Here is a 23,044-nt window from a genome sequence, read left to right as displayed (position 1 = left end):
TGCATGACGCAAGTCACGGTGAAACAACTGGCCGATGAGGTCAAAACACCGGTAGAGCGCCTGTTGCAGCAGATGCGTGAGGCAGGTCTGCCGCACACCGCCGCCGATGAAGGTGTGAGCGATAGTGAGAAGCAGTCTTTGCTGACTCACTTGAAGAGCAGCCACAAGGCGAAAGTGGAAGAACCGCGCAAGATTACATTGCAGCGCAAAACCACCAGCACCCTGCGTGTTGCTGGCAGCAAGAGCATCAGCGTTGAAGTACGCAAGAAGAAAGTCTTCGTACAGCGCAGCCCGGAAGAAATCGAAGCCGAGCGCAAACGCGAACTGGAAGAACGTCGCGCAGTAGAAAATGCTGCTCGTCAGAAGGCTGAAGAAGAAGCCAAGCGTCGCGCCGAAGAAGAAGCGCGTCGCCAGCCTGCTGCTGCGCAACCTGCTAACACTGAGGCCGTTGCCGCGCCTAGCGCGCCTGTTGAAGCTGTTCGTGAGGCCGCTCCGGTTGCCGCCGCGCCAGCTCCTGCAGCCGACGCTCGCAAACGCGAAGAACCTCGTCGTCCGGACAAACCACGTGCCGACGATAACAATCGTCGTGGCAGTGGCGATGGTGAGCGCAAAAACGCTCCACATCGTGCTTCGGTCAAAGAGAAGGCGCCAGCGCCACGTGTTGCCCCACGTACTACCGACGAAGAAAGCGACAGCTTCCGTCGCGGTGGTCGCGGCAAGGCCAAGCTGAAGAAGCGCAACGCCCACGGTTTCCAGAGCCCAACCGGCCCTGTCGTGCGTGATGTGCAGATCGGCGAGACCATCACTGTTGGCGACCTCGCCAATCAGATGTCGGTCAAGGCTGCTGAAATCATCAAGTTCATGTTCAAACTGGGTACCCCAGCGACCATCAACCAGGTACTGGACCAGGAAACTGCCCAACTGGTTGCTGAAGAGCTGGGCCACAAAGTGACCCTGGTCAGCGACACCGCCCTGGAAGATTCCCTGGCCGAGTCCCTGAAGTTTGAAGGCGAGACGTTCTCCCGTGCGCCAGTCGTGACCGTAATGGGCCACGTTGACCATGGTAAGACCTCGCTGCTCGACTATATCCGTCGTGCCAAGGTAGCTGCAGGCGAAGCCGGCGGCATCACCCAGCACATCGGTGCATACCACGTTGAAACCGAACGCGGCATGGTCACCTTCCTCGACACCCCTGGTCACGCCGCGTTTACCGCCATGCGTGCCCGTGGTGCCAAGGCGACTGACATCGTGATCCTGGTAGTTGCAGCGGACGACGGCGTAATGCCGCAGACCATTGAAGCTGTCCAGCACGCTAAAGCCGCTGGCGTTCCTCTGGTTGTTGCAGTGAACAAAATCGACAAGCCGGGCGCCGATCTCGATCGCATCCGTAGCGAACTGTCGGTTCACGGCGTGACTTCCGAAGAGTGGGGCGGTGATACGCCATTCGTTTCGGTTTCGGCAAAAGTCGGTACCGGTGTAGACGAACTGCTTGAAGCTGTCCTGCTGCAAGCCGAAGTTCTTGAACTGAAAGCAACTCCATCGGCCCCGGGTCGTGGTGTTGTGGTCGAATCGCGTCTCGACAAGGGTCGTGGCCCGGTTGCAACCGTTCTGGTTCAAGACGGTACCCTGCGCCAAGGCGACATGGTACTGGTCGGTTCGAACTATGGCCGTGTACGTGCCATGCTCGACGAGAACGGCAAGCCAATCAAGGAAGCCGGTCCTTCCATCCCTGTCGAGATCCTCGGCCTGGACGGTACCCCGGACGCTGGCGACGAGATGAGCGTGCTGTCGGACGAGAAGAAAGCCCGTGAAGTGGCTCTGTTCCGTCAAGGCAAGTTCCGCGAAGTCAAGCTGGCCCGTGCTCACGCCGGCAAGCTGGAAAACATCTTCGAGAACATGGGCCAGGCAGAGAAGAAGACGCTTAACATCGTCCTCAAATCTGACGTTCGTGGTTCCCTCGAAGCGTTGAACGGCGCCTTGAACGGCCTGGGTAACGACGAAGTGCAAGTGCGTGTTGTCGGTGGCGGCGTCGGTGGTATCACCGAATCCGACGCCAACCTGGCACTGGCTTCCAACGCTGTACTGTTCGGCTTCAACGTGCGTGCCGATGCTGGCGCACGGAAGATCGTCGAGCAGGAAGGCCTGGACATGCGTTACTACAACGTCATCTACGACATCATCGAAGACGTCAAGAAAGCCCTCACCGGCATGCTTGGCAGCGACGTCCGGGAGAACATCCTGGGTGTGGCCGAGGTGCGTGACGTGTTCCGCTCGCCGAAATTCGGCGCGATCGCCGGTTGCATGGTTATCGAAGGTGTTGTGCACCGTAACCGTCCAATCCGTGTACTGCGTGAAGACATCGTTATCTTCGAAGGCGAGCTGGAATCCCTGCGCCGCTTCAAGGATGACGCTTCCGAAGTACGTGCCGGCATGGAATGCGGTATTGGCGTCAAGAGCTACAACGACGTCAAGGCGGGTGACAAGATCGAAGTCTACGAGAAGGTCCAGGTTGCTCGCAGCCTCTAACTCGCGTACTTCAAGGGCCACGCAGCGCCCGGGCATGCAAATGCCTGGCGCTGTGTCCGGACTCTAAACGCAACGCCCGGTCTGGCTTTTGTCAGGCCGGGCGTTTGCCGCTTTCAGACCCCACGGGTTTCACCGTGTGGCAGCAACAGGTAACAAGACATGGCAAAAGAATACAGCCGTACCCAACGTATCGGCGATCAGATGCAGCGTGAGCTGGCACAGCTGATCCGTCGTGAAGTAAAAGACCCACGTGTTGGCCTGGTCACCATCACCGCCGTTGAAGTCAGCCGTGACGTTGGTCACGCCAAGATCTTCATCACCGTGATGGGCCAGGACAACAGCGAAGAAATCGCGCAAAGCGTCAAGGTGCTCAACTCCGCCGCAGGTTTCCTGCGTATGCAGTTGGCCCGTGAAATGAAGCTGCGCAGCGTTCCTCAGTTGCACTTCCACTACGACGAAAGCGTCGTGCGTGGCGCGCACCTGTCGGCACTGATCGAGCGGGCCGTGGCTGAAGACAATCAGCACCCGGAATCCGCCACGCCTGAAGACGCCAAGGAGTAATCGGTGGCTCAGGTCAAACGTATCCGTCGTAATGTCAGCGGCATCATTCTGCTCGACAAGCCCATTGGTTTTACCTCCAATGCGGCGTTGCAGAAGGTTCGCTGGCTGCTCAATGCCGAGAAGGCAGGGCACACCGGCAGCCTCGACCCCTTGGCCACCGGCGTGTTGCCGTTGTGCTTCGGCGAGGCCACCAAGTTTTCGCAATACCTGCTCGATTCCGACAAGGGCTACGAGACCCTGATGCAACTGGGCAAGACCACCACCACGGCAGACGCCGAAGGTGATGTTTTGCAGGTTCGCGAGGTGACCGTTGGTCGTGCTGATATCGAAGCTGCCTTACCTGCTTTTCGTGGGCAAATCAGTCAGATACCGCCGATGTACTCGGCTCTCAAGCGTGATGGCCAGCCTCTATACAAGCTGGCACGTGCAGGGGAAGTGGTGGAGCGCGAACCGCGTTCTGTTACTATTGCGCGCTTGGAATTGCTCGCCGCTGAAGGCGACACCGCCCGGTTGGCGGTGGACTGCAGCAAAGGCACCTATATCCGTACCCTCGTGGAAGATATCGGTGAGCAACTAGGCTGTGGCGCATACGTTGCAGAACTGCGACGCACCCAGGCAGGCCCTTTCACCCTGGCCCAGACGGTCACGCTGGAAGAGCTGGAAGCGGTACATGCCGAAGGCGGCAACGAAGCGGTTGATCGCTTCCTGATGCCATCGGACAGCGGTTTGCTGGATTGGCCATTGCTGCACTTCTCGGAGCACAGCGCGTTCTACTGGCTTAACGGCCAGCCGGTACGTGCACCGGATGCCCCGAAGTTCGGCATGGTACGGGTACAAGATCACAACGGTCGCTTTATCGGTATCGGTGAAGTGAGCGAAGACGGGCGCATCGCGCCGCGTCGACTGATTCGGTCAGAATGACCGAAACCAGTTTGTGGTAAAAGCGCAGTAGCTTTTACTCAAACTGGAACGAGGGTGGCTGTTAGCAGGCATGGTCACTACTCATTTTTAGATACAGGGATTTGTCCCTGGCCTGTTGAAACTGCCCTTTGGGTGGTTTCCTGAAAAAAGGATTGCCTCATGGCTCTCGACGTTCAAGAAAAAGCACAAATCGTTGCTGACTATCAGCAAGCTGTTGGTGACACTGGTTCGCCAGAAGTGCAAGTTGCACTGCTGACCCACAACATCAACAAGCTGCAAGGTCACTTCAAGGCCAACGGTAAAGATCACCACTCCCGTCGTGGTCTGATCCGCATGGTAAACCAGCGCCGTAAGCTGCTGGACTACCTGAAAGGCAAGGATCTGGGTCGTTATCAGACTCTGATCGGTCGCCTGGGTCTGCGTCGCTAATAAGCGATTGCGCTAGAGGTTGGTTGGCTGTCGTGTGTCAGTGGGTTTCCCGCTGGCCCATGGCAGGCTTCCAGCCTCAAGTTTTATCTGGATACACGTTTTACCCTGGACAGGCGTTGGGCCGATTCCCGACATTGCCCAAGAATTTCGCAAGAAGACAAGTTCCCCAAGAGCCACAAAGAAGGTAGGACACCGTGAACCCGGTTATCAAAAAATTCCAGTTCGGTCAGTCGACCGTTACCCTCGAGACAGGCCGTATCGCCCGTCAAGCCTCCGGCGCAGTGCTGGTTACCGTTGACGACGACGTCACCGTATTGGTGACCGTTGTAGGCGCCAAGACCGCTGACCCAAGCAAAGGCTTCTTCCCTCTTTCCGTTCACTACCAGGAAAAGACTTACGCTGCAGGTAAGATCCCTGGTGGTTTCTTCAAGCGTGAAGGCCGTCCTTCCGAGAAAGAAACCCTGACTTCCCGACTGATCGACCGTCCGATCCGTCCGCTGTTCCCAGAAGGCTTTATGAACGAAGTGCAGGTTGTCTGCACCGTCGTTTCCACCAGCAAGAAGACCGATCCGGACATCGCTGCGATGATCGGTACCTCGGCGGCCCTGGCCATCTCCGGTATTCCTTTCGATGGCCCGATCGGCGCTGCCCGTGTTGCATTCCACGAAAGCACCGGCTACCTGCTGAACCCGACTTACGAACAACAGAAAGCTTCGAGCCTGGACATGGTCGTTGCCGGTACTTCGGAAGCCGTGTTGATGGTTGAATCGGAAGCCAAAGAGCTGACCGAAGACCAGATGCTGGGCGCTGTACTGTTTGCTCACGACGAGTTCCAGGTTGTGATCAACGCTGTCAAGGAACTGGCCGCTGAAGCTGCCAAGCCAACCTGGACCTGGGCTCCTCAGCCAGAAGCTACCGCACTGCTGGGCGCTATCCGCTCCGAGTTCGGCACCGCTATCTCTGACGCCTACACCATCACCATCAAGGCCGACCGTTACGCTCGCCTGGGTGAACTGAAGGACCAGGTTGTTGCCAAGCTTTCCGGTGAAGAAGGCCAGCCTTCTTCCAGCGAAGTCAAAGCAGCCTTCGGCGAAATCGAATACCGCACCGTTCGCGAAAACATCGTTAACGGCAAGCCACGTATCGACGGCCGCGACACCCGCACCGTACGTCCGCTGAACATCGAAGTCGGCGTTCTGCCAAAAACCCACGGTTCGGCCCTGTTCACCCGTGGCGAAACCCAGGCCCTGGTTGTTGCAACACTGGGTACTGCCCGTGACGCACAGCTGCTGGACACCCTGGAAGGCGAGAAAAAAGACCCGTTCATGCTGCACTACAACTTCCCTCCGTTCTCGGTAGGTGAGTGTGGTCGCATGGGTGGCGCTGGTCGTCGCGAAATCGGTCACGGCCGTCTGGCCCGTCGTTCGATTGCAGCCATGTTGCCTGCCGCCGACGTGTTCCCGTACACCATTCGCGTTGTGTCGGAAATCACCGAGTCCAACGGTTCCAGCTCCATGGCTTCGGTCTGCGGCGCTTCCCTGGCTCTGATGGATGCCGGCGTTCCGATGAAGGCACCGGTTGCCGGTATCGCCATGGGCCTGGTTAAAGAAGGCGAGAAGTTCGCCATCCTGACCGACATCCTGGGCGACGAAGACCACCTGGGCGACATGGACTTCAAAGTAGCCGGTACCGCCAAAGGTGTTACCGCGCTGCAGATGGACATCAAGATCAAGGGCATCACCGAAGAAATCATGGAAATCGCTCTGGGCCAAGCCCTGGAAGCGCGCCTGAACATCCTCGGTCAGATGAACCAGATCATTGGCCAGTCCCGTACCGAACTGTCGGAAAATGCTCCGACCATGATCGCGATGAAAATCGACACCGACAAAATCCGTGATGTTATCGGTAAAGGCGGCGCGACCATTCGTGCGATCTGTGAAGAGACCAAGGCTTCGATCGACATCGAAGACGACGGCTCGATCAAGATCTTCGGCGAAACCAAGGAAGCGGCTGAAGCGGCACGTCAGCGCGTCCTGGGTATCACTGCTGAAGCCGAGATCGGCAAGATCTACGTCGGTAAGGTTGAGCGCATCGTCGACTTCGGCGCATTCGTCAACATCCTGCCGGGCAAGGACGGTCTGGTTCACATCTCCATGCTGAGCGATGCTCGCGTTGAGAAAGTGACCGACATCCTGAAAGAAGGCCAGGAAGTGGAAGTGCTGGTACTGGACGTGGACAACCGCGGCCGTATCAAGCTGTCCATCAAGGACGTAGCAGCAGCCAAGGCTTCGGGCGTTTAATCACCCCGTCGCTGCAAGCTGAAAAAGGACTCTTCGGAGTCCTTTTTTTATGCCTGCGGGAAACTGTCGCGAAATCAGGCGTTTAGCCATACCCCAAAAACCGCAACTTGCATGCAGGCACGTTCGCCTTCATGCAAGTTGCACGATTCCGAAAATCACCTGTTTTCATAACGTGTTGTTTTATAAGCATTTAATCGGTCGACTCGAGTTGGCACACTGCCTGCAATATCCCTGTTAACGCTGCAGCATCAAGGTTTACGTACTGCAGACTTTTAATAAAACAGGAGTTACTCGTATGAAGAAGTTCGCTCTCGCTACTGCTACCGCTCTGACCCTGGCCATGGGTGCTAACGTAGCCTTTGCTCAGACTTCCCAAGCCCCTATGACGCTGGCGGCCGGTGAAGTCACCAAGGCTAAAGAGGCTACCTCGGATACCTGGATCACCACCAAAGTTAAATCCGACCTGCTGACCGAGAAAGGCATTCCAGGTTCGGACATCAAGGTTGAGACCAACAACGGTGTGGTTTCCCTGTCCTCGACAGTTGCTATCTCCGACGCTCAGAAAGCTACTGCTGTAGCGATCACCAAGAAAATCAAAGGCGTAACCGCAGTTTCGGCTGACGGCCTGATGGCTGGCGGCGCTACCAAGGCTGATAACGTCGACAAAACCAAAAGCGCAGCTGCTGGTGCCAAAGAGTCCACCTCGGACACTTGGATCACCACCAAAGTGAAAGCTGACCTGGTAACCGAGAAAGGTATTCCTGGCACCGACATCAAAGTCGAAACCAACAAAGGTGTAGTTTCCCTGTCGTCGACCGTCGCAGTGACTGAAGCGCAGAAAACCACCGCGGTGAACATCACCAAGAAAATCAAAGGCGTTAAAGCTGTATCGGCCGACGGCCTGAAAGCAGAGTAACGCTTAACGAATCGCCTGAGCTAGGCGGAGGCGGCCACGAGCGAGTTAGATATCCGCTCAATGCACCTCACAGGTTCATGCGACCGACCACACGGATGTGGTCATTACAGGCCCCGGCACTTGTGTCGGGGCCTGTTCTATTGTGGGTAGAAAAGTGGGGAGGTCAGCGTGGCTCTTGTGGCGAGGGAGCTTGCCCCCGTTGGGCTGCGTAGCGGCCCCTTGGTATGACGACGGTGATCCGCCTGAATGACCGCGACGCCCTCATTGGGGCCGCTACGCAGCCCAACGGGGGACAAGCCCCCTCGCCACAGGTACTCAGCGGGTGCCGGTTTATTCGGCATCCAGATGCATCGGTGTTACCACCCGACCATCTTTCTCTGCTTCCCCAAGGTTTGCATCGATAAAGTAAACCCGCTCATCTTCCAGCTGCGCCTTGTCTACCAGGTAGTCCTTGATCGCGCTGGCGCGGTCCTGGCCCAGTTGGCGCAGCAACACGTCACTGCCGCTCCAGAACTTGATTACACCGTCCCGCAGCTTGGCGGTGCGCTCGTCATTGCTCAGGTCTTTCCATTCGGCCGGAGGCTGTTGTTTCAGGCGGGTGCGGTAGATGCCTTCCAGCAGCGGCGCCTTTTCCTTTTCCGGTACTTCAAGCAGCGACGCTTGGGCCGGCACCTTGTCGCCACGGCGCTGGAGGATCTTGTAGTAGTTGTACTGGTATTCGCGTTCCAGCCGTTGTGCGGCCAAAAGCGGGCCGTCACTGCTGGCAGCGGCGGTGCCTTCGATCTCCAGGCGCAGCGCAGGGCGCTCCTTGAGGGCTTTGGCCAGGCTGTCGAGGGCCGACTGGGAATCCTTGCTCAGCTCGCTCGAGCCTGCGGCAAACGACACGTTGCCAAGGTCTTGGGCACCACCACCGCTGATCAGGCCGCCAATGAACTTGAATGGCGCCGTGGCCGCACGTACTACCAGGTTGCGCAGGGTCTGCCAGACAATCGGCATGACGCTGAACTGCGGGTTGTTCAAGTCGCCGGTCACCGGCAGTTCGATCGAGATCTTGCCGTCGGAGTCCTTGAGCAGGGCTATCGCAAGGCGAATCGGCAGGTCCACGGCGTCGGCGCTGTCGACCTTCTCACCCAGTTGCAGTTGCTCGACCACCACCTTGTTTTCGGCCTTCAACTGGCCCTTGGTGATGACGTAATGCAGGTCCAGGTTGAGCCGACCCTTGCGGATGCGGAACCCGGCAAACTTGCCCGAGTATGGCGTCAGGGTGGTCAGTTCGACGCGTTTGAAGCTGGTGGCGATATCCAGTGCGGCCATCGGGTCAAACGGATTCACGCTGCCCTTGATGGTGACCGGTGCATAACGGTCAACCTTGCCCTTGACGTCGACGCTGGCCGGTTTGGCCTGGCGACTGTCAATGGTGCCGATCTGGCCGTTGAGCTGCTGGATGGCCGTGGCGAAGTTCGGGGTCAGGCTGAAGTCGGCGAAGTTGGCCGAGCCGTCGTTGATCGCAATTTGACCAATATGAATGCCCAGAGGCTTTTCTTTGCTGGCCGCAGGTTTCGCCGCGGACTTGCCGGGGCTGTTGGCCGGCTGCGGGATCAGCAGGTCATCGATGTTGGTGGTGCGGTCATCGTTGATCATGAAGCGCGCATAGGGCTGCAACAGGTTGACCTTGTCGATCGACAGGCTGTCGCCGTGTTGATAATTCACGCCTTCCAGCACCAGGCGCTGCCACTTGAGGAAGTCGCGGGTCTTCATGGTGTCCAGGGTGTGCAACTGGTCGACCTGGGCCCGGCCGGTCACCTGGAATGCCAGGGGGTCGGTGCTTTTCAGGTTCACGTCGAGGTTGCTGCCGAGCATGCCGCTACGCAGTTCCAGGCGGATAAACGGGCTGATATAGGACTGGGCGACGCGCAGGTCGATGTCTTTGGTGTCCACTTTCAGCTTGGCGCTGACCGGGCTCAGGTTGACCTGGCCGGTCGCCTCGAGCTTGCCTTGTTTGCCTACGCCGGTATCGAGCTTGAGGGTAAAAGGGCTCTGGTTAAGGCTGTCGAAACCCTGCAGGTCAAGGTTCAGCGGCCCGACTTCCAGGGCGACTGCCGGTTTGGCCGAGCGGTCAGCCAGATGCACTTGATAGTCGCGCAGTTGCACGTCCTTGAGCAGCACTTGCCAAGGCTTGCTCGGCGCTGCCGGTGCAGGTTTTGGCGAGTCGGCGGTAGCGGGTGCGGTGGCTGGCTCGGCTGCGGGTGCAGTTGCAGGTTTGCTCGGTTGGCTGGCAAACAGCTTCTGCCAGTCCAGCTGGCCGTCGGCTTCAAGGGCGGCCCAGGTTTCGAGTTTATTACTGCGGATCTTGCCGACGATCACTTGCTGTTTGGCCAGGTCCACGGTGGTTTCGCTGACGTCCAGCTTCTGCAGGCGCGCGAGCGGCCGGCCATCCGGTGCCTTGATCGCAAACGGCGCGACACTCAGGGCGACGTTGGTCAGGTTCAGCTCGGTTTCCTTGGCCAGGCTCAGCTTGTAGTCGGTGCTGAAGTTGAGGATGCCGTCTTCCAGAACCAGCGGCACCGCGTCACGCACATACGGCCACCAGACTTTCATCTTGCCGTCGGTAACCTTGAGTTTGCCCTCGGAGGCGATCGGGATCAGGCTGAAGTTACCGGTCCAGTCGATCTGGCCGCCTTCAGGGCCGGCTGCTACCAGGGTCATGTCGGCGTTGTCATCGGGCAGCGTGCTGAGGTTTTTCAGCTCGAAATCGAGTTTGTCGTAGAGAAACTCGATCGGCTCGCTCGGGCGCAAATCCTGGAAGTGCACATAGCCGCCTGCCAGCTTGATGTTATCGATGCGCAGCGGGAATGGCTTGGCGTTCGGATCGGTTGGTGTCGGTTCGCTGGCCGGGAGTTTGAACAACTGCGCCAGGTTGAGCTGGCCGGATTTGTCGAACAGCAGCTCGGTCTTGGGCTTGTCGAGTTGTACGTCGGCCAGGTGCAGGGCGCGGGTCCACAGGCTGTCGATCTGCAGGTTGGCATAGAGGCGTTCAAAGGCCACTTGCTCCTTGCCCGGCTCACCGATATTCAGGCCCCACACGGTCAGTTCGAGGCTGAACGGGTTGAGCTCGATACGCTCGACACGCGCCGGCACCGTGGCGTAGTTGGCCAACTGTTGGTTGGCCACGCGAAGGGCAATACCGGGGAGAATCAGGAAGCCCAGCAAACTGTACAGGGCAAGGGCGGTCAGCAAGGCGCCAGCGGCGCGAATCAATCCTTTGGGCATATGTGACGCCATCTATGTCAATCAAGAGTGCCTTGGAGTATGGCACGGGTTTACGGTTCCGAAGAGCCGGGCCTTTATTACTGCGCCCTGACCCTTTTGGGACAAGTCCTACAGTTGCAGGATCAGGGTCTTCAGCGGTGGTTGCTGGTCGTGGGACGGGAAGTCTGCGCCGGGTGTCATGACCTGCCAGTCGCGCACCGGGCGCCCGGCCTTTTCCGCGCAGCGCAGGACCTGGTCACGCCAGTCGTCCATGCCGACTTTCGCCAGGTTGTTGCAGCAGATCAGCACGCCGTTGTCGGCCGTGGCCAGCAGCGCCGGCTTGAGCAGGCTCTGGTAGTCGCGCAGCAGGTCGACGGTGCCGAAGGCGCTCTTGGCCCAGGCGGGCGGGTCGAGCAGTACCAGATCGTATTGACGCTGCTCCAGGCGCGGGTAACTCGGCAGCTTCTGCCCCCGACGCTGGCTGATGGGCAGGCCGGCCAGCTGGCGGATTGCCGGGAAGTAGTCGGACTGGATGAATTCCATCGTCGGCAATTGCGGGTTGAGTTGACCGTTTTCGCGACCGACCGCCAGGTTGCCCTCGGCAAAGTCCAGGTTGCACACCTCACGAGCGCCACCGGCAGCAGCACTCAGGCCTACGCCGCAGGTGTAGGCAAACAGGTTCAGCACGCTTTTGCCGGCGCTGTGTGCCTTGACCCAGCCACGGGTGTTGCGCAGGTCCAGGAACAACAGCGGGTCTTGCCCGGCATGGCGGCCGCGCACGCGGTAATTGAGGCCCCATTCGTGGCCGACCAGGTCTTCCAGGGCTGCGGGCTCGGCGCGGTACACCGTGTCTTCACGGTCGATGCGCGAGTTGCCCCGGGAGCGGTCGTTGTAGACCAGCAGCAGTTCAAGCCCCAGGTGCTGGTTGATTGCTTGATGCAGGTGCAACAGGTCGTCGCTTTCCAGCGACTGGTGAAAACTCTGCACCAGCAGTTGCGGGCCGTAGCGGTCGATCGTCAGGCCGCCGGCGCCTTCCTGGCTGCCGTGGAACAGGCGATAGCAATCGGTACCTTGTGCATGCAACTCGGCGAGCAGGTCCTGGCGATGATCGAGGGCGGCGCGCAGCGCCTGATTCAAGGAAGACATAGTGCGCGCCTTGCAGAGTAATTGGGGCGCGGGAGTTTAACAGTTATGGCTCCAGCAGGCCCATTCGCCTGTGGGCCCGCTGCACCGAACCATTGCGCATGGCCCAGCGCAACAACGGCGCGCTGCGCCTGACCCCGGCACGAATCATCTGGCGCTGGATCGGGCTTTGCTTCTGCCCGAGCATGTCGCTGGCCCAGTCCGGCAGCAGGTCGATACCGGCCTGCATCATCAGCGAGCCAAACGGCTTGGCCAGGGTGCTGGGAGACGGCGCATTGAGCAGCAGGCGCAGGACTTCGTGGCTGCGCTGGTCACACAGCAGTTGCGGGCGGATACGCTCAAGGTAATCGGAAACTTCCTGGCGCGAACGCGGCACATGGCGCGCGCCCAATTGCTCGGCCACCAGGGCGATTTCGCTGTAGTACCGGTCTTGATCCCTCGCAGATAAATCCGGGTTGCGATAACGCAGGTGGGCCGCGAGAAAGTTGCTGACCTCCGCCACATGCACCCAGGTCAGCAACTCGGGATCACTGGCGGCATACGGTCGGCCGTCCGGTGCATGGCCGACCACTTGCAGGTGAATGGTGCGCACTTTCTCGATCAGCCATTCGGCGTCACGCCGCGAACCAAACGTGGTGCCGGAAATGAACTGCGAGGTGCGTCGTAACCGCCCCAGCATGTCCTGCCGAAAGTTCGAGTGGTCCCACACGCCGGCCAACGCCAGCGGGTGCAATGCCTGCAACATCAACGCGCTGATGCCGCCGATCAACATGCTGCTGAAGTCGCCATGGACCTTCCAGCTCACCGAGTTCGGCCCAAAGAGACCCGGATCGCCCTTGGGGTTCTCCAGGTCGAGTTGGCCCAGCGACAAGCCGGTCAGGCTCATCAGCTGGTTTTCGATGCGGCTGCGAATGAATTCCATGGGTTCCTAGCGGTTGAGGCGCTTGTCGATCAGGCCATCCACCACGCTCGGGTCGGCGAGGGTGGACGTATCCCCCAGGCTGTCCAGCTCGTTGCAGGCAATCTTGCGCAGGATCCGCCGCATGATCTTGCCTGAGCGGGTTTTCGGCAAGGCCGGCGCCCATTGAATCAGCTCGGGCTTGGCGAAGCTGCCGATTTCCTTGCTGACCAGGTCCAACAGGTGCTTTTTCAGCGCGTCGTCGGGCTCGACGCCATTCATGGGCGTGACGAAGGCATAGATGCCCTGGCCTTTTACGTCGTGTGGATAACCGACCACCGCGGCTTCTGCGACCTGATCATGCAGCACCAGGGCGCTTTCGACTTCGGCGGTGCCGATGCGGTGCCCGGAAACGTTGATCACGTCGTCGATGCGGCCGGTGATCCAGTAGTCACCGTCCTCGTCGCGCCGCGCGCCGTCGCCGGTAAAGTAGTAGCCGGGGTAGGGTTTGAAATAGGTGTCGATCATCCGCTGCGGGTCGCCGTACACGCTGCGGATCTGCCCTGGCCAGCTGGATTTGATCGCCAGCACGCCGCTGCCGGCGCCACTGATTTCCTTGCCTTGCTCGTCGAGCAGCACCGGCACCACGCCAAACATCGGCTGGGTGGCGCAGCCGGGCTTGATCCGCTGGGCGCTGACCAGCGGGCTGAGCATGATGCCGCCGGTTTCGGTCTGCCACCAGGTGTCGACAATCGGGCAGCGTTGTTCGCCCACGGCATTGAAGTACCAGTCCCAGGCTTCCGGGTTGATTGGCTCGCCGACACTGCCCAGCAGGCGCAGGCTGGCGCGGGAAGTGTTTTCCAGTGGGCCGTGGCCTTCCCGCATCAGCGCGCGTAACGCGGTCGGCGCTGTGTAGAAGATGTTGACCTTGTGTTTGTCGATCACCTGCCAGAACCGCGAGCTGTCCGGGTAGCTCGGCACGCCTTCGAACATCAGCGAGGTCGCACCATTGGCCAGTGGCCCGTACACGATATAGCTGTGGCCGGTGACCCAGCCGACATCGGCGGTGCACCAGAACACTTCGCCTTCGCGGTAATCGAGCACGTACTTGAAGGTCATCGCCGCCTGCAGCAGGTAACCGCCGGTGGTGTGCAACACACCTTTGGGTTTGCCGGTGCTGCCGGAGGTGTAGAGGATAAACAGCGGGTCTTCCGCATCCATCGGCTCGGGCGGGCAGTCGTCGCTGGCTGCATCCAGGGCCTGTTGATACTTGAGGTCGCGCCCTTCAGTCCAATTGACTGCCGCGCCAGTGCGCTGCACCACCAGTACCGTGCTGACACCCGGGCAACTGGCCAGAGCCTTGTCGACATTCTGTTTCAGCGCCACCGGCTTGCCGCCGCGCACGCCTTCATCGGCGGTGATCACCGTGTGGCAATCGGCGTCGAGAATGCGGTCGCGCAGGGCGTCCGGCGAGAATCCGCCAAACACCACCGAATGCACCGCACCAATCCGCGTACAGGCCAGCATCGCGTAGGCCGCCTCGGGAATCATCGGCATGTAGATACACACGCGGTCGCCTTTCTTTACGCCACGGCTTTTCAGCACGTTGGCCAGGCGGCTGACGTTTTGGTGGAGCTGGCGGTAGGTAATTTTGGAAGACGTCGCAGGATCACCGCCCTCCCAGATGAAGGCCGGCTGATCAGCGCGTTGCGCGAGGTGACGGTCGATGCAGTTGTAACTGACGTTCAGTTGGCCTCCGGCAAACCATTGCGCGGCGCCGGTCTTGATGTCGGATTTCTGGACGGTCTGCCAGGGCGTGGTCCAGTCGAGAAAACGCTTGGCCTGTTCGGCCCAGAACGTATCGGGTTGCTCGACGGATTGGCGGTAGAGGCGCTGGTAGTCCTCTTGACTGAGTTGCGCAGCCCGGCGGACGGCATCGGCGGCGGGGAACGTGCTGATATCGAACATGAGGGATCCTTATTCTTGTTTTTTGCGACAAGAGGGGAGCTTTGCGACCCTCGTAGGAGCTGGATTGCCAGCGATTGCATCACCTCGGTATTGAGTTTCACCGAGGTGTTTGCATCGCTGGCAAGCCAGCTCCTACAAGGGTCCGCTCCCGCAGGTTCAGACCCTCATTGTAGTGCTGATACCATCAACCGCGGTGACGGCCGCGGAAGTAGTTGATCAACCCCTGGGTGGACGCATCGTCCGCAGGCTGTTCTTCGGTGCCGGTCAGGCGGTTGTAGACGCCTTTGCCCAGCTCCTTGCCCAGCTCCACGCCCCACTGGTCGAACGCGTTGATGCCCCAGATGACGCTCTGCACGAACACTTTATGCTCATACATCGCCACCAGTGCACCAAGACGGCGAGGGCTGATGCGTTCAACCACAATGGTGTTGCTCGGACGGTTGCCCGGGATCACCTTGTGCGGTGCCAGCTTCTGCACTTCGGCCTCGTCCATGCCTTTGTCGCGCAGCTCGGCTTCAGCTTCGCTGCGGGTCTTGCCGAGCATCAGGGCCTGGCTCTGGGACAGGCAGTTGGCGTACAGCCACTGATGGTGGTCGGAGACCGGGTTGAAGCTGACGATCGGCACGATGAAGTCGGCCGGGATCAGTTGGGTGCCCTGGTGCAGCAGCTGGTGGTAAGCATGCTGGCCGTTGCAGCCTACGCCGCCCCAGATAACCGGGCCGGTGTCGGTGGAAACCGGCGTACCGTCCTGGCGCACGCTCTTGCCGTTGGATTCCATGTCCAGCTGTTGCAGGTGCTTGGTGATGTTACGCAGGTAGTGATCGTACGGCAGGATTGCGTGGCTCTGCGCGCCCCAGAAGTTGCCGTACCACACGCCCAGCAGGCCGAGCAGCACCGGCATGTTCGCCTCGAATGGAGCGGTCTGGAAATGCTGGTCCATGGTGTAGGCGCCGGACAGCAGTTCCTTGAAGTTGGACATGCCGATGGCCAGCGCGATGGGCAGGCCGATGGCCGACCACAGCGAGTAACGACCGCCCACCCAGTCCCACATCGGGAAAATGTTCTCTTCGCGGATACCGAAGGCCACGGCCGCCGCGTTGTTGCTCGATACGGCGATGAAGTGGCGATACAGCTCGGCTTCCGAGCCACCCTGGGCCAGGTACCAGGCGCGGGCGGCCTGGGCGTTTTTCAGGGTTTCGAGGGTGTTGAAGGATTTTGACGAGACGATGAACAGCGTGGTCTCGGCGCGCAGCTTCATGGTCAGCTCGTGGAACTCACTGCCGTCGATGTTCGCCAGGTAATGGCAGCGCACGCCTTTGTGGGCGTAGGACAACAGCGCTTCAGACACCAGCTCCGGGCCGAGGAACGAGCCACCGATACCGATGTTCACCACGTCGGTGATTGGCTTCTCGGTGTAGCCACGCCACAGGCCGTCGTGGATGCGGCCGACCAGGTCAGTGATCTGGTTCAGCACCTTGTGCACGTCCGGCATGATGTTCACGCCGTTGACCGACAGCTTGTCACCCACCGGGCGACGCAGTGCGGTGTGCAGCGCCGGGCGGCCTTCGGAAGAGTTGACCGGCTCGCCGTTGAACAGCGACTTGATCGCGCCCTGAAGGTCGACTTCCTTGGCCAGGCCTACCAGCAGGTCGCGGGTTTCGCTGGTGATCAGGTTTTTCGAGTAATCGAGGAAAAGTCCGCAGCTGCTCAAGGTGAACTGGGTAAAGCGCTGGGGATCGGCATTAAAGGCTTCGCGCATGCTGAAATCCTGCATGGCTTGGCGATGTTGATTGAGCGCTTGCCAGGCGGGCAGAGCGGTAACGTCATGAGGAGTGCGGTAGTACGCCATCGCTGCGGGTTTCCTTTTTATTGCTGGGACTGCTTTTAGGACACTTGAAAGCCGGGAATGTCCTGTCTTTGTGAAGATGACAGGCTCCGGTCAACGCCAACGAAGAGCGTAGGGCGAATACATTAAACCTAGCGTGTCGATCTGTCTTGGCTTTGTCTGCGCTGTGGCCGGTACTTTTTTATACCGGCCGATCAGGCAGTGCAACAGGCGGGGTGTGCGGCGGGGTCAGTTCAGGTGCAGATGCAGGTTGTCGATCAGCCGGGTGGCGCCCAGGTAGGCGGCGACCAGGATCACCAGGTCCTTGTCTTCGGCGGTGGCCGGACGCAGGTGCAGGCCCTGGCGAACCTCCAGGTAGTCCATGCGAAAACCTGCCGCTTCGATCTGCTGGACCTGTGCGGCGCGCAGTTTGGCGAAGTCGCGGTCGCCCGCTTCAATGGCGGCGGCGATCTGGCTGAGGCTGCGGTACAGCATCGGTGCGATCGCGCGCTGCTCGTCGGTGAGGTAACCATTGCGCGACGACAGCGCGAGGCCGTCGTCGGCGCGCACGGTCGGCTCGCCGATAATCTGGATCGGCATGTTCAGGTCATGGACCATGGCGCGAATCACCGCCAGTTGCTGGTAGTCCTTCTGGCCAAAGATCGCCAGGTCCGGCTGGACCATGTTGAACAGCTTGCTGACCACCGTGGCCACGCCTTCAAAATGCCCGGGCCGGCTGGCGCCGCACAGGCCTTCGGACAGTTGCGGCACGCTGACGCGAGTCTGGCCGGCCATGCCGTCGGGGTACATTTCGTCGACGGTCGGGGCGAACAGCAGGTTGCAACCGGCTTGCAAGAGCTTCTCCTGGTCGGCCGCCAGGGTGCGCGGGTATTTGTCCAGGTCTTCGCCGGCGCCAAATTGCAGCGGGTTGACGAAAATGCTCGCCACCACGAAATCGGCTTGTTGCGCAGCCTTGGTGACCAGCGTGGCATGGCCGCTGTGCAGGTTGCCCATGGTGGGCACGAAGCCGATGCGTTTGCCCGCGCTGCGGGCATGGGTGACGGCGGCGCGCAGTTCGCGCACGGTCTTGACGGTGTTCATGCGGAGAATCCGTGTTCGGCGCCCGGGAAGGTGATGGCTTTGACTTCGCTGACATAGGCGGCGAGGGCTGATTGGATGCTGTCCTGGCCCGCCATGAAGTTCTTCACGAACTTGGGTGCGCGGCCGGTAAGGGACAGGCCCAGCATGTCATGCAGTACCAATACCTGGCCGTCTGTGGCAGAACCGGCGCCGATACCGATCACCGGTACTTTAACGGCCTGGGTGATTTCCGCTGCCAGCTCGCTTGGCACGCATTCGAGCAGAATCATGCACGCACCGGCCTGTTCAAGGGCGATGGCATCGGCCCGCATCTGGCGCGCCTGGGCTTCGCCGCGGCCTTGCACCTTGTAGCCGCCGAGGATATTCACTGACTGTGGCGTCAGGCCCATGTGCGCGCAAACCGGTACGCCGCGTTCAGCCAGCAAACGAATCGACTCGGCGAGCCAGGCGGCACCTTCAACCTTGATCATGTGTGCACCGGCACGCATCAGTTGAGCACTGTTGGTCAGGGTCTGTTCGATGGTGGCATCGGCCATGAAGGGCAGGTCGGCAATGATGAAGGCGCCTTCGTTGCCGCGCTTGACGCAGGCCGTGTGGTAAGCGATTTCATCATTGGTGACGGGCAGGGTGCTGTCATTCCCTTGTAGAACCATGCCCAGGGAGTCCCCCACCAGCAACACTTCAACTCCTGCCTGGCTGCTGGCCTGGGCAAAAGTGGCGTCGTAGCAGGTCAGCATGGTGATCTTTTCACCTTTGAGCTTGAGGCTCTGCAAGGTGCTCAGGGTAACGTTTGGCATGAAAAGGGTCCTCATTCAGGCGCTTGGAAACAGCGAGTAACGCGCGTGAGTCTTCGTTTATACAGGCGCACTTTCTTAAGGATCAGTGCTTATAAGGCCTGGATTGCGCCCTTTAGCGCCGGGTAGGCGGCAGCGGGACGCCTATAGTCGTGAGGAGGACTCTGGAAGTCAATTGGATGTGTTACCGCATTGTTACGGCGGTGGTGTTACCGCTGTTACTGATGCGATTCAGCAGTAAATGATGCGTAGTAAATGCAGGAGCGAGCTTGCTCGCGAAGGTCGTCAATGATGACGCGGGAAGCCTGGCGCCCATCGGTGTTCTCAGGTTCTTCGCGAGCAAGCTCGCTCCTACAGGTTTGAAGGCAGGCGTTCCAGGCCGACAAACGGGCAGGCATCCAGCAGGTCGCCGAGCAGGCGGCCATCGGCCAGTTGCAGGCTGGCCGGGGCCAGTTCTGCCAGCGGGTAAAGCACGAACGCCCGCAGGTGCATTTGATAGTGCGGCACCTTCAGGCGCGGCTCATCGATCAGTCGGTCGCCAAACACCAGGACATCCAGGTCCAGGGTGCGCGGGCCCCAACGCTCAAGACGCTCGCGGCCCTGGTCATTCTCGATGGCTTGCAGCGCATCGAGCAGTTCCAGTGGTGCAAGCGCGCTGTCCAGGGCCGCGACCGCATTGGTATAGCGCGGCTGGCCCGGGAGCAGGGAATCACTTTGATAGAAGGCGGAGACGCCCGCCAGCGTGGTGTCCGGCAATTGCGCGAGGGCCTCGATGGCGTCGCGCAATTGTTGTTCAGGGGCAGCCAGGTTGCTGCCCATGCCGACGTAGATACGTTCCACGTGCTTACTCGCCCGACGCGCTCGATGAATCGCCAGCGCTGCGTTTGCGCTTGCTGCCACTGCTGCGGCGACGTTTTTTCGGGCCATCGCCGGTGGCTTCGCCTTTGCTGCTGAGCTCTTTGATCATCTCGCGGCGCTGGCTGTCGTTGGCGTCCTGGTAGTCGGTCCACCATTCGCCCAGGCCGTCGGTCTGCTCGCCGGCGCTTTCGCGCAGCAGCAGGAAGTCATAGCCGGCACGGAAGCGCGGGTTGTCCAGCAGCAGATCGGCGCGTTTGCCGCTGCGGCGTGGCAGGCGCTCCTGCATGTCCCAGATCTCGCGGATCGGCATGGTGAAGCGTTTCGGGATAGCGATGCGCTGGCATTGCTCGGCGATCAGCTCGTGAGCGGCTTCCTGCATGGCCGGAATTGCCGGCATGCCACGGTCTTGCAAGCGCATGACGCGTTTTGGAAGCGCTGGCCACAACAGGGCGGCAAACAGGAACGCCGGGGTTACCGGTTTGTTCTGCTTGATGCGCAGGTCGGTGTTGATCAAGGCTTCGCTGATCAGCGTGTGGGTGTAGGTCGGGTTGTACTCCAGTGCTTCGGCGCTGGCCGGGAACAGTGGGTCGAACAACTGCAGGTCAACCAGCATTTCGAAGGTGTCGGCAGCATAGCCGGAGAGGAACAGCTTGAGCACCTCTTCGAACAGGCGTGCCGACGGGATTTCCCGCAGCATCGGCGCCAGGTCGCGAATCGGCGCGGCCGTGTGCTTCTCGATGCCGAAGTTCAGCTTGGCGGCGAAACGCACGGCCCGCAGCATGCGCACCGGGTCTTCCTGGTAGCGTTGCGTCGGGTCGCCGATCAGGCGCAGCAGGTTGTTGCGGATGTCGTGTACGCCATTGGCGTAATCGAGAATGCGCTCGCTGACCGGGTCGTAATACAGGGCATTGATGGTGAAGTCGCGGCGTTGCGCGTCTTCTTCCAGGGTGCCGTAGACGTTGTCCCGCAGGATGCGCCCGCTTTCGTTGCGGGAAGACTGGTTAGTGTCTTCTTCTTCATCGTTTTGCGGATGGTTGGCGCGGAAGGTCGCGACCTCGATGATCTCGCGACCAAAGTGGATGTGCACCAACTTGAAGCGCCGGCCGATGATCCGCGCATTGCGGAATTCGGCACGCACTTGTTCCGGCGTGGCGCTGGTGGCGACGTCGAAATCCTTGGGAGTGATATTGAGCAACATGTCGCGCACGCAACCGCCAACCAGGTAGGCCTGGTAGCCGGCGTTCTGCAAACGTTCGACGATGTTCACCGCATAACGGCTGAACTGGGCGCGTTGCAGCGAATGCTGGCTGCTATTGAGCACTTCAGGCGTGCTGCGTTTGTGTTGCGTACGACGCAAGGGAGAACGGAATGACTGGAACAACTTCTTCAGCATGGGATGCACTGTTTGAAGGAATGTTCGGCCATAACGAAGAATGACCGCATGATGGGCCGGGATTCTAGCATTTAGTCAGGGGATGGTGTAGGAACTAGCTGCAAGGCTTGAGCCAGAAGCTTAAAAGAAGGGTGGCAGGTGCCAAATCGCGGAAACTACAAGGGGAGCCGAAGCTCCCCCAGAAGTAGTTGCGTGCTCTATTTTTATTATTGGTTTCGGGCTTCTTGTTTTTGTTGATCGCCCTCGCCATGAAGCTTCACCTTCATGACACTCCCAATCGGGAGCCAAGAGCAAACGGATTGCTTTGGTCGCTGTGTTGCTGATCTACGATCCAACCAGTTCAGGCTCTGCCTTAGGGCAGTTTTTGTTGTTCTCGGCCTGGTTGCGGGGCAAGCCCCAAATGCAACGCCTCTCCAAAAGAATCAGTTAGCTGCGCCTCCGCCGTGTTGTTTTTGTTATGCGTGAGTCGATTCGTCTTATTTTTATTGTCTTGTACATTTGCTTGTTATTGTTTTTGTACTAAGCATATAGCAGGGTGCGTGCCAACTTTTGCGAGGCCCAGCAAAATAAGGGGTTCGGGGCGTTTTCGGGTTTGTTGAAGGCGAAAAAAAGCCGGGGCTTCGTTACCGTAAGCCCCGGCTTTTGTTACGTGAAAAATCAGCGGTAACAGTTTTTTCACATCTGAGGGTGTTACCTGTGGGGGCAACCCACTCAGCTTTCGCTGGCAACCCCGGTCTTGCGCCGCGGGATACCCAAGCGCTGGCGCCGTTCCCACAGGCATTTACGGCTGACGCCCAGTTTGCGCGCCAGTTCGGTCTCGGTCATGTGGTCCTGGTGCTCCAGCACGAAATGCTGGAAGTAATCTTCCAGTGACAAATCTTCTGTCGGCTCGTGGCTGTTGTTACTGCCGCCACCTTGCTGCGGTGGCAAACCGATGAAGTCATCATCATCCAGGTCGCTGAGCTCGATATCGATCCCCAGCAGCTCGGCGGAAATTTCCGGGCTCTCCGACAGAATCACCGCACGCTCTACCGCGTTTTCCAGCTCCCGCACGTTACCCGGCCAGGAGTAGTGACGAATCGCCTGCTCGGCATCGGCAGCAAACTTCAGGTCGGTACGGTTGATGCGCGCACTCTGGCGCGCCAGGAAGGCCGTGGCGATTTCGTTGACGTCGGCGCCGCGCTCACGCAGGGCCGGCAGTTTGAGAGCTATCACGTGCAGGCGGTAATAAAGGTCTTCACGGAACTGGCCAATCTTGGCCAGGCTCTTCAGGTCACGGTGAGTGGCCGCAATCAGTCGTACGTCGACCTTTTGCGACTGTACCGAACCGACGCGACGTATTTCGCCTTCCTGGAGTACCCGCAGCAAGCGTGCCTGGGCTTCCAGCGGCAGCTCGCCAATCTCGTCGAGGAACAGCGTGCCGCCGTCGGCGGCTTCAACCAAACCCGCACGGCCAGCACTGGCGCCGGTAAAGGCGCCTTTTTCATGGCCGAACAATTCGGATTCGATCAGGGATTCGGGGATCGCCGCGCAGTTCACCGAGATCATCGGTGCCTTGGCGCGCTTGGACAGGTTGTGCAGGGCACGGGCCACCAGTTCTTTACCGGTACCGGACTCGCCCTGGATCAGTACATTGGAGTCGGTTGGCGCCACTTTGCGGATCTTGCTGTACAGGTCCTGCATGGGTGGGCAGGAGCCGATGATGCCGATTTCGCCGTTACTGTTATCAATACCGGGTTTTTCAGAACCATTGGCGGCCTTGCCCGCTGCCGGGCGTTCAGCCGGTGCGCTGCTGGCCGATTGACGGTCACGCAGGATTCGCGCTACGGCCTGGAGCATTTCGTCGTGGTCGAAGGGCTTGGCGATGTAGTCCACCGCGCCCATCTTCATGGAGTCCACGGCCGAGCGCAGGCTGGCGTAGCTGGTCATGATCAGCACCGGAGTGCCTTGGCCGAGCTTGATCAGCTCGGTGCCGGGGGCGCCTGGCAAACGCAGGTCACTGACGATCAGGTCGAACGTGGGAATGCTGAAACGCTCTTGGGCTTCCTGCACCGAGCCGGCTTCGCTGACCTGGTACTGATTACGTTCAAGCAGGCGACGCAAGGCAGAGCGGATAATGGTTTCGTCTTCGACGATCAAAATGTGCGGCATTGATTCAACTC

16 protein-coding genes are annotated in these 23,044 nt (G+C 59.8%); 6 read left to right on the top strand and 10 right to left on the bottom strand.

Annotation, left to right across the window (positions count from 1 at the left end; all coding sequences use genetic code 11):
- The first annotated feature begins 3 nt into the window (after positions 1 to 3).
- The 6 genes from infB to ACW9I6_RS00165 all read left to right on the top strand — a co-directional run bounded on the left by infB (position 4) and on the right by ACW9I6_RS00165 (position 7,653).
- Complete coding sequence (infB, locus tag ACW9I6_RS00190; protein WP_003212186.1) at positions 4 to 2,526, top strand: translation initiation factor IF-2; 2,523 nt, start codon at positions 4 to 6, stop codon at positions 2,524 to 2,526.
- A 159-nt stretch (positions 2,527 to 2,685) separates the two neighbouring features.
- Positions 2,686 to 3,087 (top strand): 30S ribosome-binding factor RbfA, encoded by a 402-nt coding sequence (gene rbfA / locus ACW9I6_RS00185; RefSeq protein WP_457338633.1) that lies wholly within the window; start codon positions 2,686 to 2,688, stop codon positions 3,085 to 3,087.
- Between the two features lie 3 nt (positions 3,088 to 3,090).
- Positions 3,091 to 4,008, top strand: coding sequence for a tRNA pseudouridine(55) synthase TruB (gene truB, locus ACW9I6_RS00180; RefSeq protein WP_003212182.1), 918 nt, complete (start codon positions 3,091 to 3,093; stop codon positions 4,006 to 4,008).
- A gap of 159 nt (positions 4,009 to 4,167) precedes the next feature.
- Complete coding sequence (gene rpsO, locus ACW9I6_RS00175; protein WP_003177875.1) at positions 4,168 to 4,437, top strand: 30S ribosomal protein S15; 270 nt, start codon at positions 4,168 to 4,170, stop codon at positions 4,435 to 4,437.
- Between the two features lie 194 nt (positions 4,438 to 4,631).
- Positions 4,632 to 6,737, top strand: coding sequence for a polyribonucleotide nucleotidyltransferase (pnp, locus tag ACW9I6_RS00170; RefSeq protein ID WP_003212180.1), 2,106 nt, complete (start codon positions 4,632 to 4,634; stop codon positions 6,735 to 6,737).
- 295 nt (positions 6,738 to 7,032) lie between these two features.
- Positions 7,033 to 7,653: a BON domain-containing protein gene (locus tag ACW9I6_RS00165; protein WP_093201985.1), complete on the top strand. Its 621-nt coding sequence runs from the start codon at positions 7,033 to 7,035 to the stop codon at positions 7,651 to 7,653.
- Positions 7,654 to 7,983: 330 nt separating this feature from the next.
- On the opposite strand, the gene ACW9I6_RS00160 is transcribed toward ACW9I6_RS00165, so the two are convergent.
- The 10 genes from ACW9I6_RS00160 to ACW9I6_RS00115 all read right to left on the bottom strand — a co-directional run bounded on the left by ACW9I6_RS00160 (position 7,984) and on the right by ACW9I6_RS00115 (position 23,033).
- Positions 7,984 to 10,923: a DUF748 domain-containing protein gene (locus ACW9I6_RS00160; protein WP_008436847.1), complete on the bottom strand. Its 2,940-nt coding sequence runs from the start codon at positions 10,921 to 10,923 to the stop codon at positions 7,984 to 7,986.
- 108 nt (positions 10,924 to 11,031) lie between these two features.
- Positions 11,032 to 12,048 (bottom strand): class I SAM-dependent rRNA methyltransferase, encoded by a 1,017-nt coding sequence (locus ACW9I6_RS00155; protein ID WP_102368082.1) that lies wholly within the window; start codon positions 12,046 to 12,048, stop codon positions 11,032 to 11,034.
- A 43-nt stretch (positions 12,049 to 12,091) separates the two neighbouring features.
- Positions 12,092 to 12,967, bottom strand: a complete 876-nt coding sequence (locus ACW9I6_RS00150) for an oxygenase MpaB family protein (protein WP_177037060.1) — start codon at positions 12,965 to 12,967, stop codon at positions 12,092 to 12,094.
- A 6-nt stretch (positions 12,968 to 12,973) separates the two neighbouring features.
- Positions 12,974 to 14,911 (bottom strand): acetate--CoA ligase, encoded by a 1,938-nt coding sequence (acs, locus tag ACW9I6_RS00145; RefSeq protein WP_457338632.1) that lies wholly within the window; start codon positions 14,909 to 14,911, stop codon positions 12,974 to 12,976.
- 184 nt (positions 14,912 to 15,095) lie between these two features.
- Positions 15,096 to 16,760, bottom strand: coding sequence for a glucose-6-phosphate isomerase (gene pgi / locus ACW9I6_RS00140; RefSeq protein ID WP_076013744.1), 1,665 nt, complete (start codon positions 16,758 to 16,760; stop codon positions 15,096 to 15,098).
- A gap of 225 nt (positions 16,761 to 16,985) precedes the next feature.
- Entirely contained in the window at positions 16,986 to 17,837 is an 852-nt protein-coding gene (gene panC, locus ACW9I6_RS00135) for a pantoate--beta-alanine ligase (protein WP_457338631.1), read from the bottom strand.
- Positions 17,834 to 18,634 (bottom strand): 3-methyl-2-oxobutanoate hydroxymethyltransferase, encoded by an 801-nt coding sequence (gene panB / locus ACW9I6_RS00130; RefSeq protein ID WP_457338630.1) that lies wholly within the window; start codon positions 18,632 to 18,634, stop codon positions 17,834 to 17,836. Before panB ends, panC begins: the two co-directional genes overlap by 4 nt.
- A 348-nt stretch (positions 18,635 to 18,982) precedes the next feature.
- The gene (gene folK / locus ACW9I6_RS00125; protein ID WP_087693395.1) at positions 18,983 to 19,471 is read right to left on the bottom strand and encodes a 2-amino-4-hydroxy-6-hydroxymethyldihydropteridine diphosphokinase; all 489 of its coding nucleotides are present in this window, start codon (positions 19,469 to 19,471) and stop codon (positions 18,983 to 18,985) included.
- 4 nt (positions 19,472 to 19,475) lie between these two features.
- A complete protein-coding gene (locus ACW9I6_RS00120; RefSeq protein ID WP_003212161.1) occupies positions 19,476 to 20,882 on the bottom strand; it encodes a polynucleotide adenylyltransferase PcnB in 1,407 nt (468 codons plus the stop codon).
- A 711-nt stretch (positions 20,883 to 21,593) separates the two neighbouring features.
- Positions 21,594 to 23,033 carry a sigma-54-dependent transcriptional regulator gene (locus ACW9I6_RS00115; protein WP_003212159.1) on the bottom strand — a complete coding sequence of 480 codons (1,440 nt, stop codon included), beginning with the start codon at positions 23,031 to 23,033 and terminating at the stop codon, positions 21,594 to 21,596.
- Positions 23,034 to 23,044 lie beyond the last annotated feature (11 nt).

It is taken from the genome of Pseudomonas sp. SDO5522_S412 (genome assembly GCF_054071215.1).
This window is presented reverse-complemented; position numbering and strand designations above follow the sequence as displayed.

Excerpts from the sequence above, each read along its gene's own strand:
- rpsO (WP_003177875.1), top strand. The coding sequence starts at position 4,168 with ATGGCTCTCGACGTTCAAGAAAAAGCACAAATCGTTGCTGACTATCAG.
- ACW9I6_RS00115 (WP_003212159.1), bottom strand. The coding sequence starts at position 23,033 with ATGCCGCACATTTTGATCGTCGAAGACGAAACCATTATCCGCTCTGCC.
- ACW9I6_RS00165 (WP_093201985.1), top strand. The coding sequence starts at position 7,033 with ATGAAGAAGTTCGCTCTCGCTACTGCTACCGCTCTGACCCTGGCCATG.
- panB (WP_457338630.1), bottom strand. The coding sequence starts at position 18,634 with ATGCCAAACGTTACCCTGAGCACCTTGCAGAGCCTCAAGCTCAAAGGT.
- rbfA (WP_457338633.1), top strand. The coding sequence starts at position 2,686 with ATGGCAAAAGAATACAGCCGTACCCAACGTATCGGCGATCAGATGCAG.
- ACW9I6_RS00150 (WP_177037060.1), bottom strand. The coding sequence starts at position 12,967 with ATGGAATTCATTCGCAGCCGCATCGAAAACCAGCTGATGAGCCTGACC.
- acs (WP_457338632.1), bottom strand. The coding sequence starts at position 14,911 with ATGTTCGATATCAGCACGTTCCCCGCCGCCGATGCCGTCCGCCGGGCT.
- panC (WP_457338631.1), bottom strand. The coding sequence starts at position 17,837 with ATGAACACCGTCAAGACCGTGCGCGAACTGCGCGCCGCCGTCACCCAT.
- ACW9I6_RS00160 (WP_008436847.1), bottom strand. The coding sequence starts at position 10,923 with ATGCCCAAAGGATTGATTCGCGCCGCTGGCGCCTTGCTGACCGCCCTT.
- ACW9I6_RS00120 (WP_003212161.1), bottom strand. The coding sequence starts at position 20,882 with ATGCTGAAGAAGTTGTTCCAGTCATTCCGTTCTCCCTTGCGTCGTACG.
- ACW9I6_RS00155 (WP_102368082.1), bottom strand. The coding sequence starts at position 12,048 with ATGTCTTCCTTGAATCAGGCGCTGCGCGCCGCCCTCGATCATCGCCAG.
- infB (WP_003212186.1), top strand. The coding sequence starts at position 4 with ATGACGCAAGTCACGGTGAAACAACTGGCCGATGAGGTCAAAACACCG.
- pgi (WP_076013744.1), bottom strand. The coding sequence starts at position 16,760 with ATGGCGTACTACCGCACTCCTCATGACGTTACCGCTCTGCCCGCCTGG.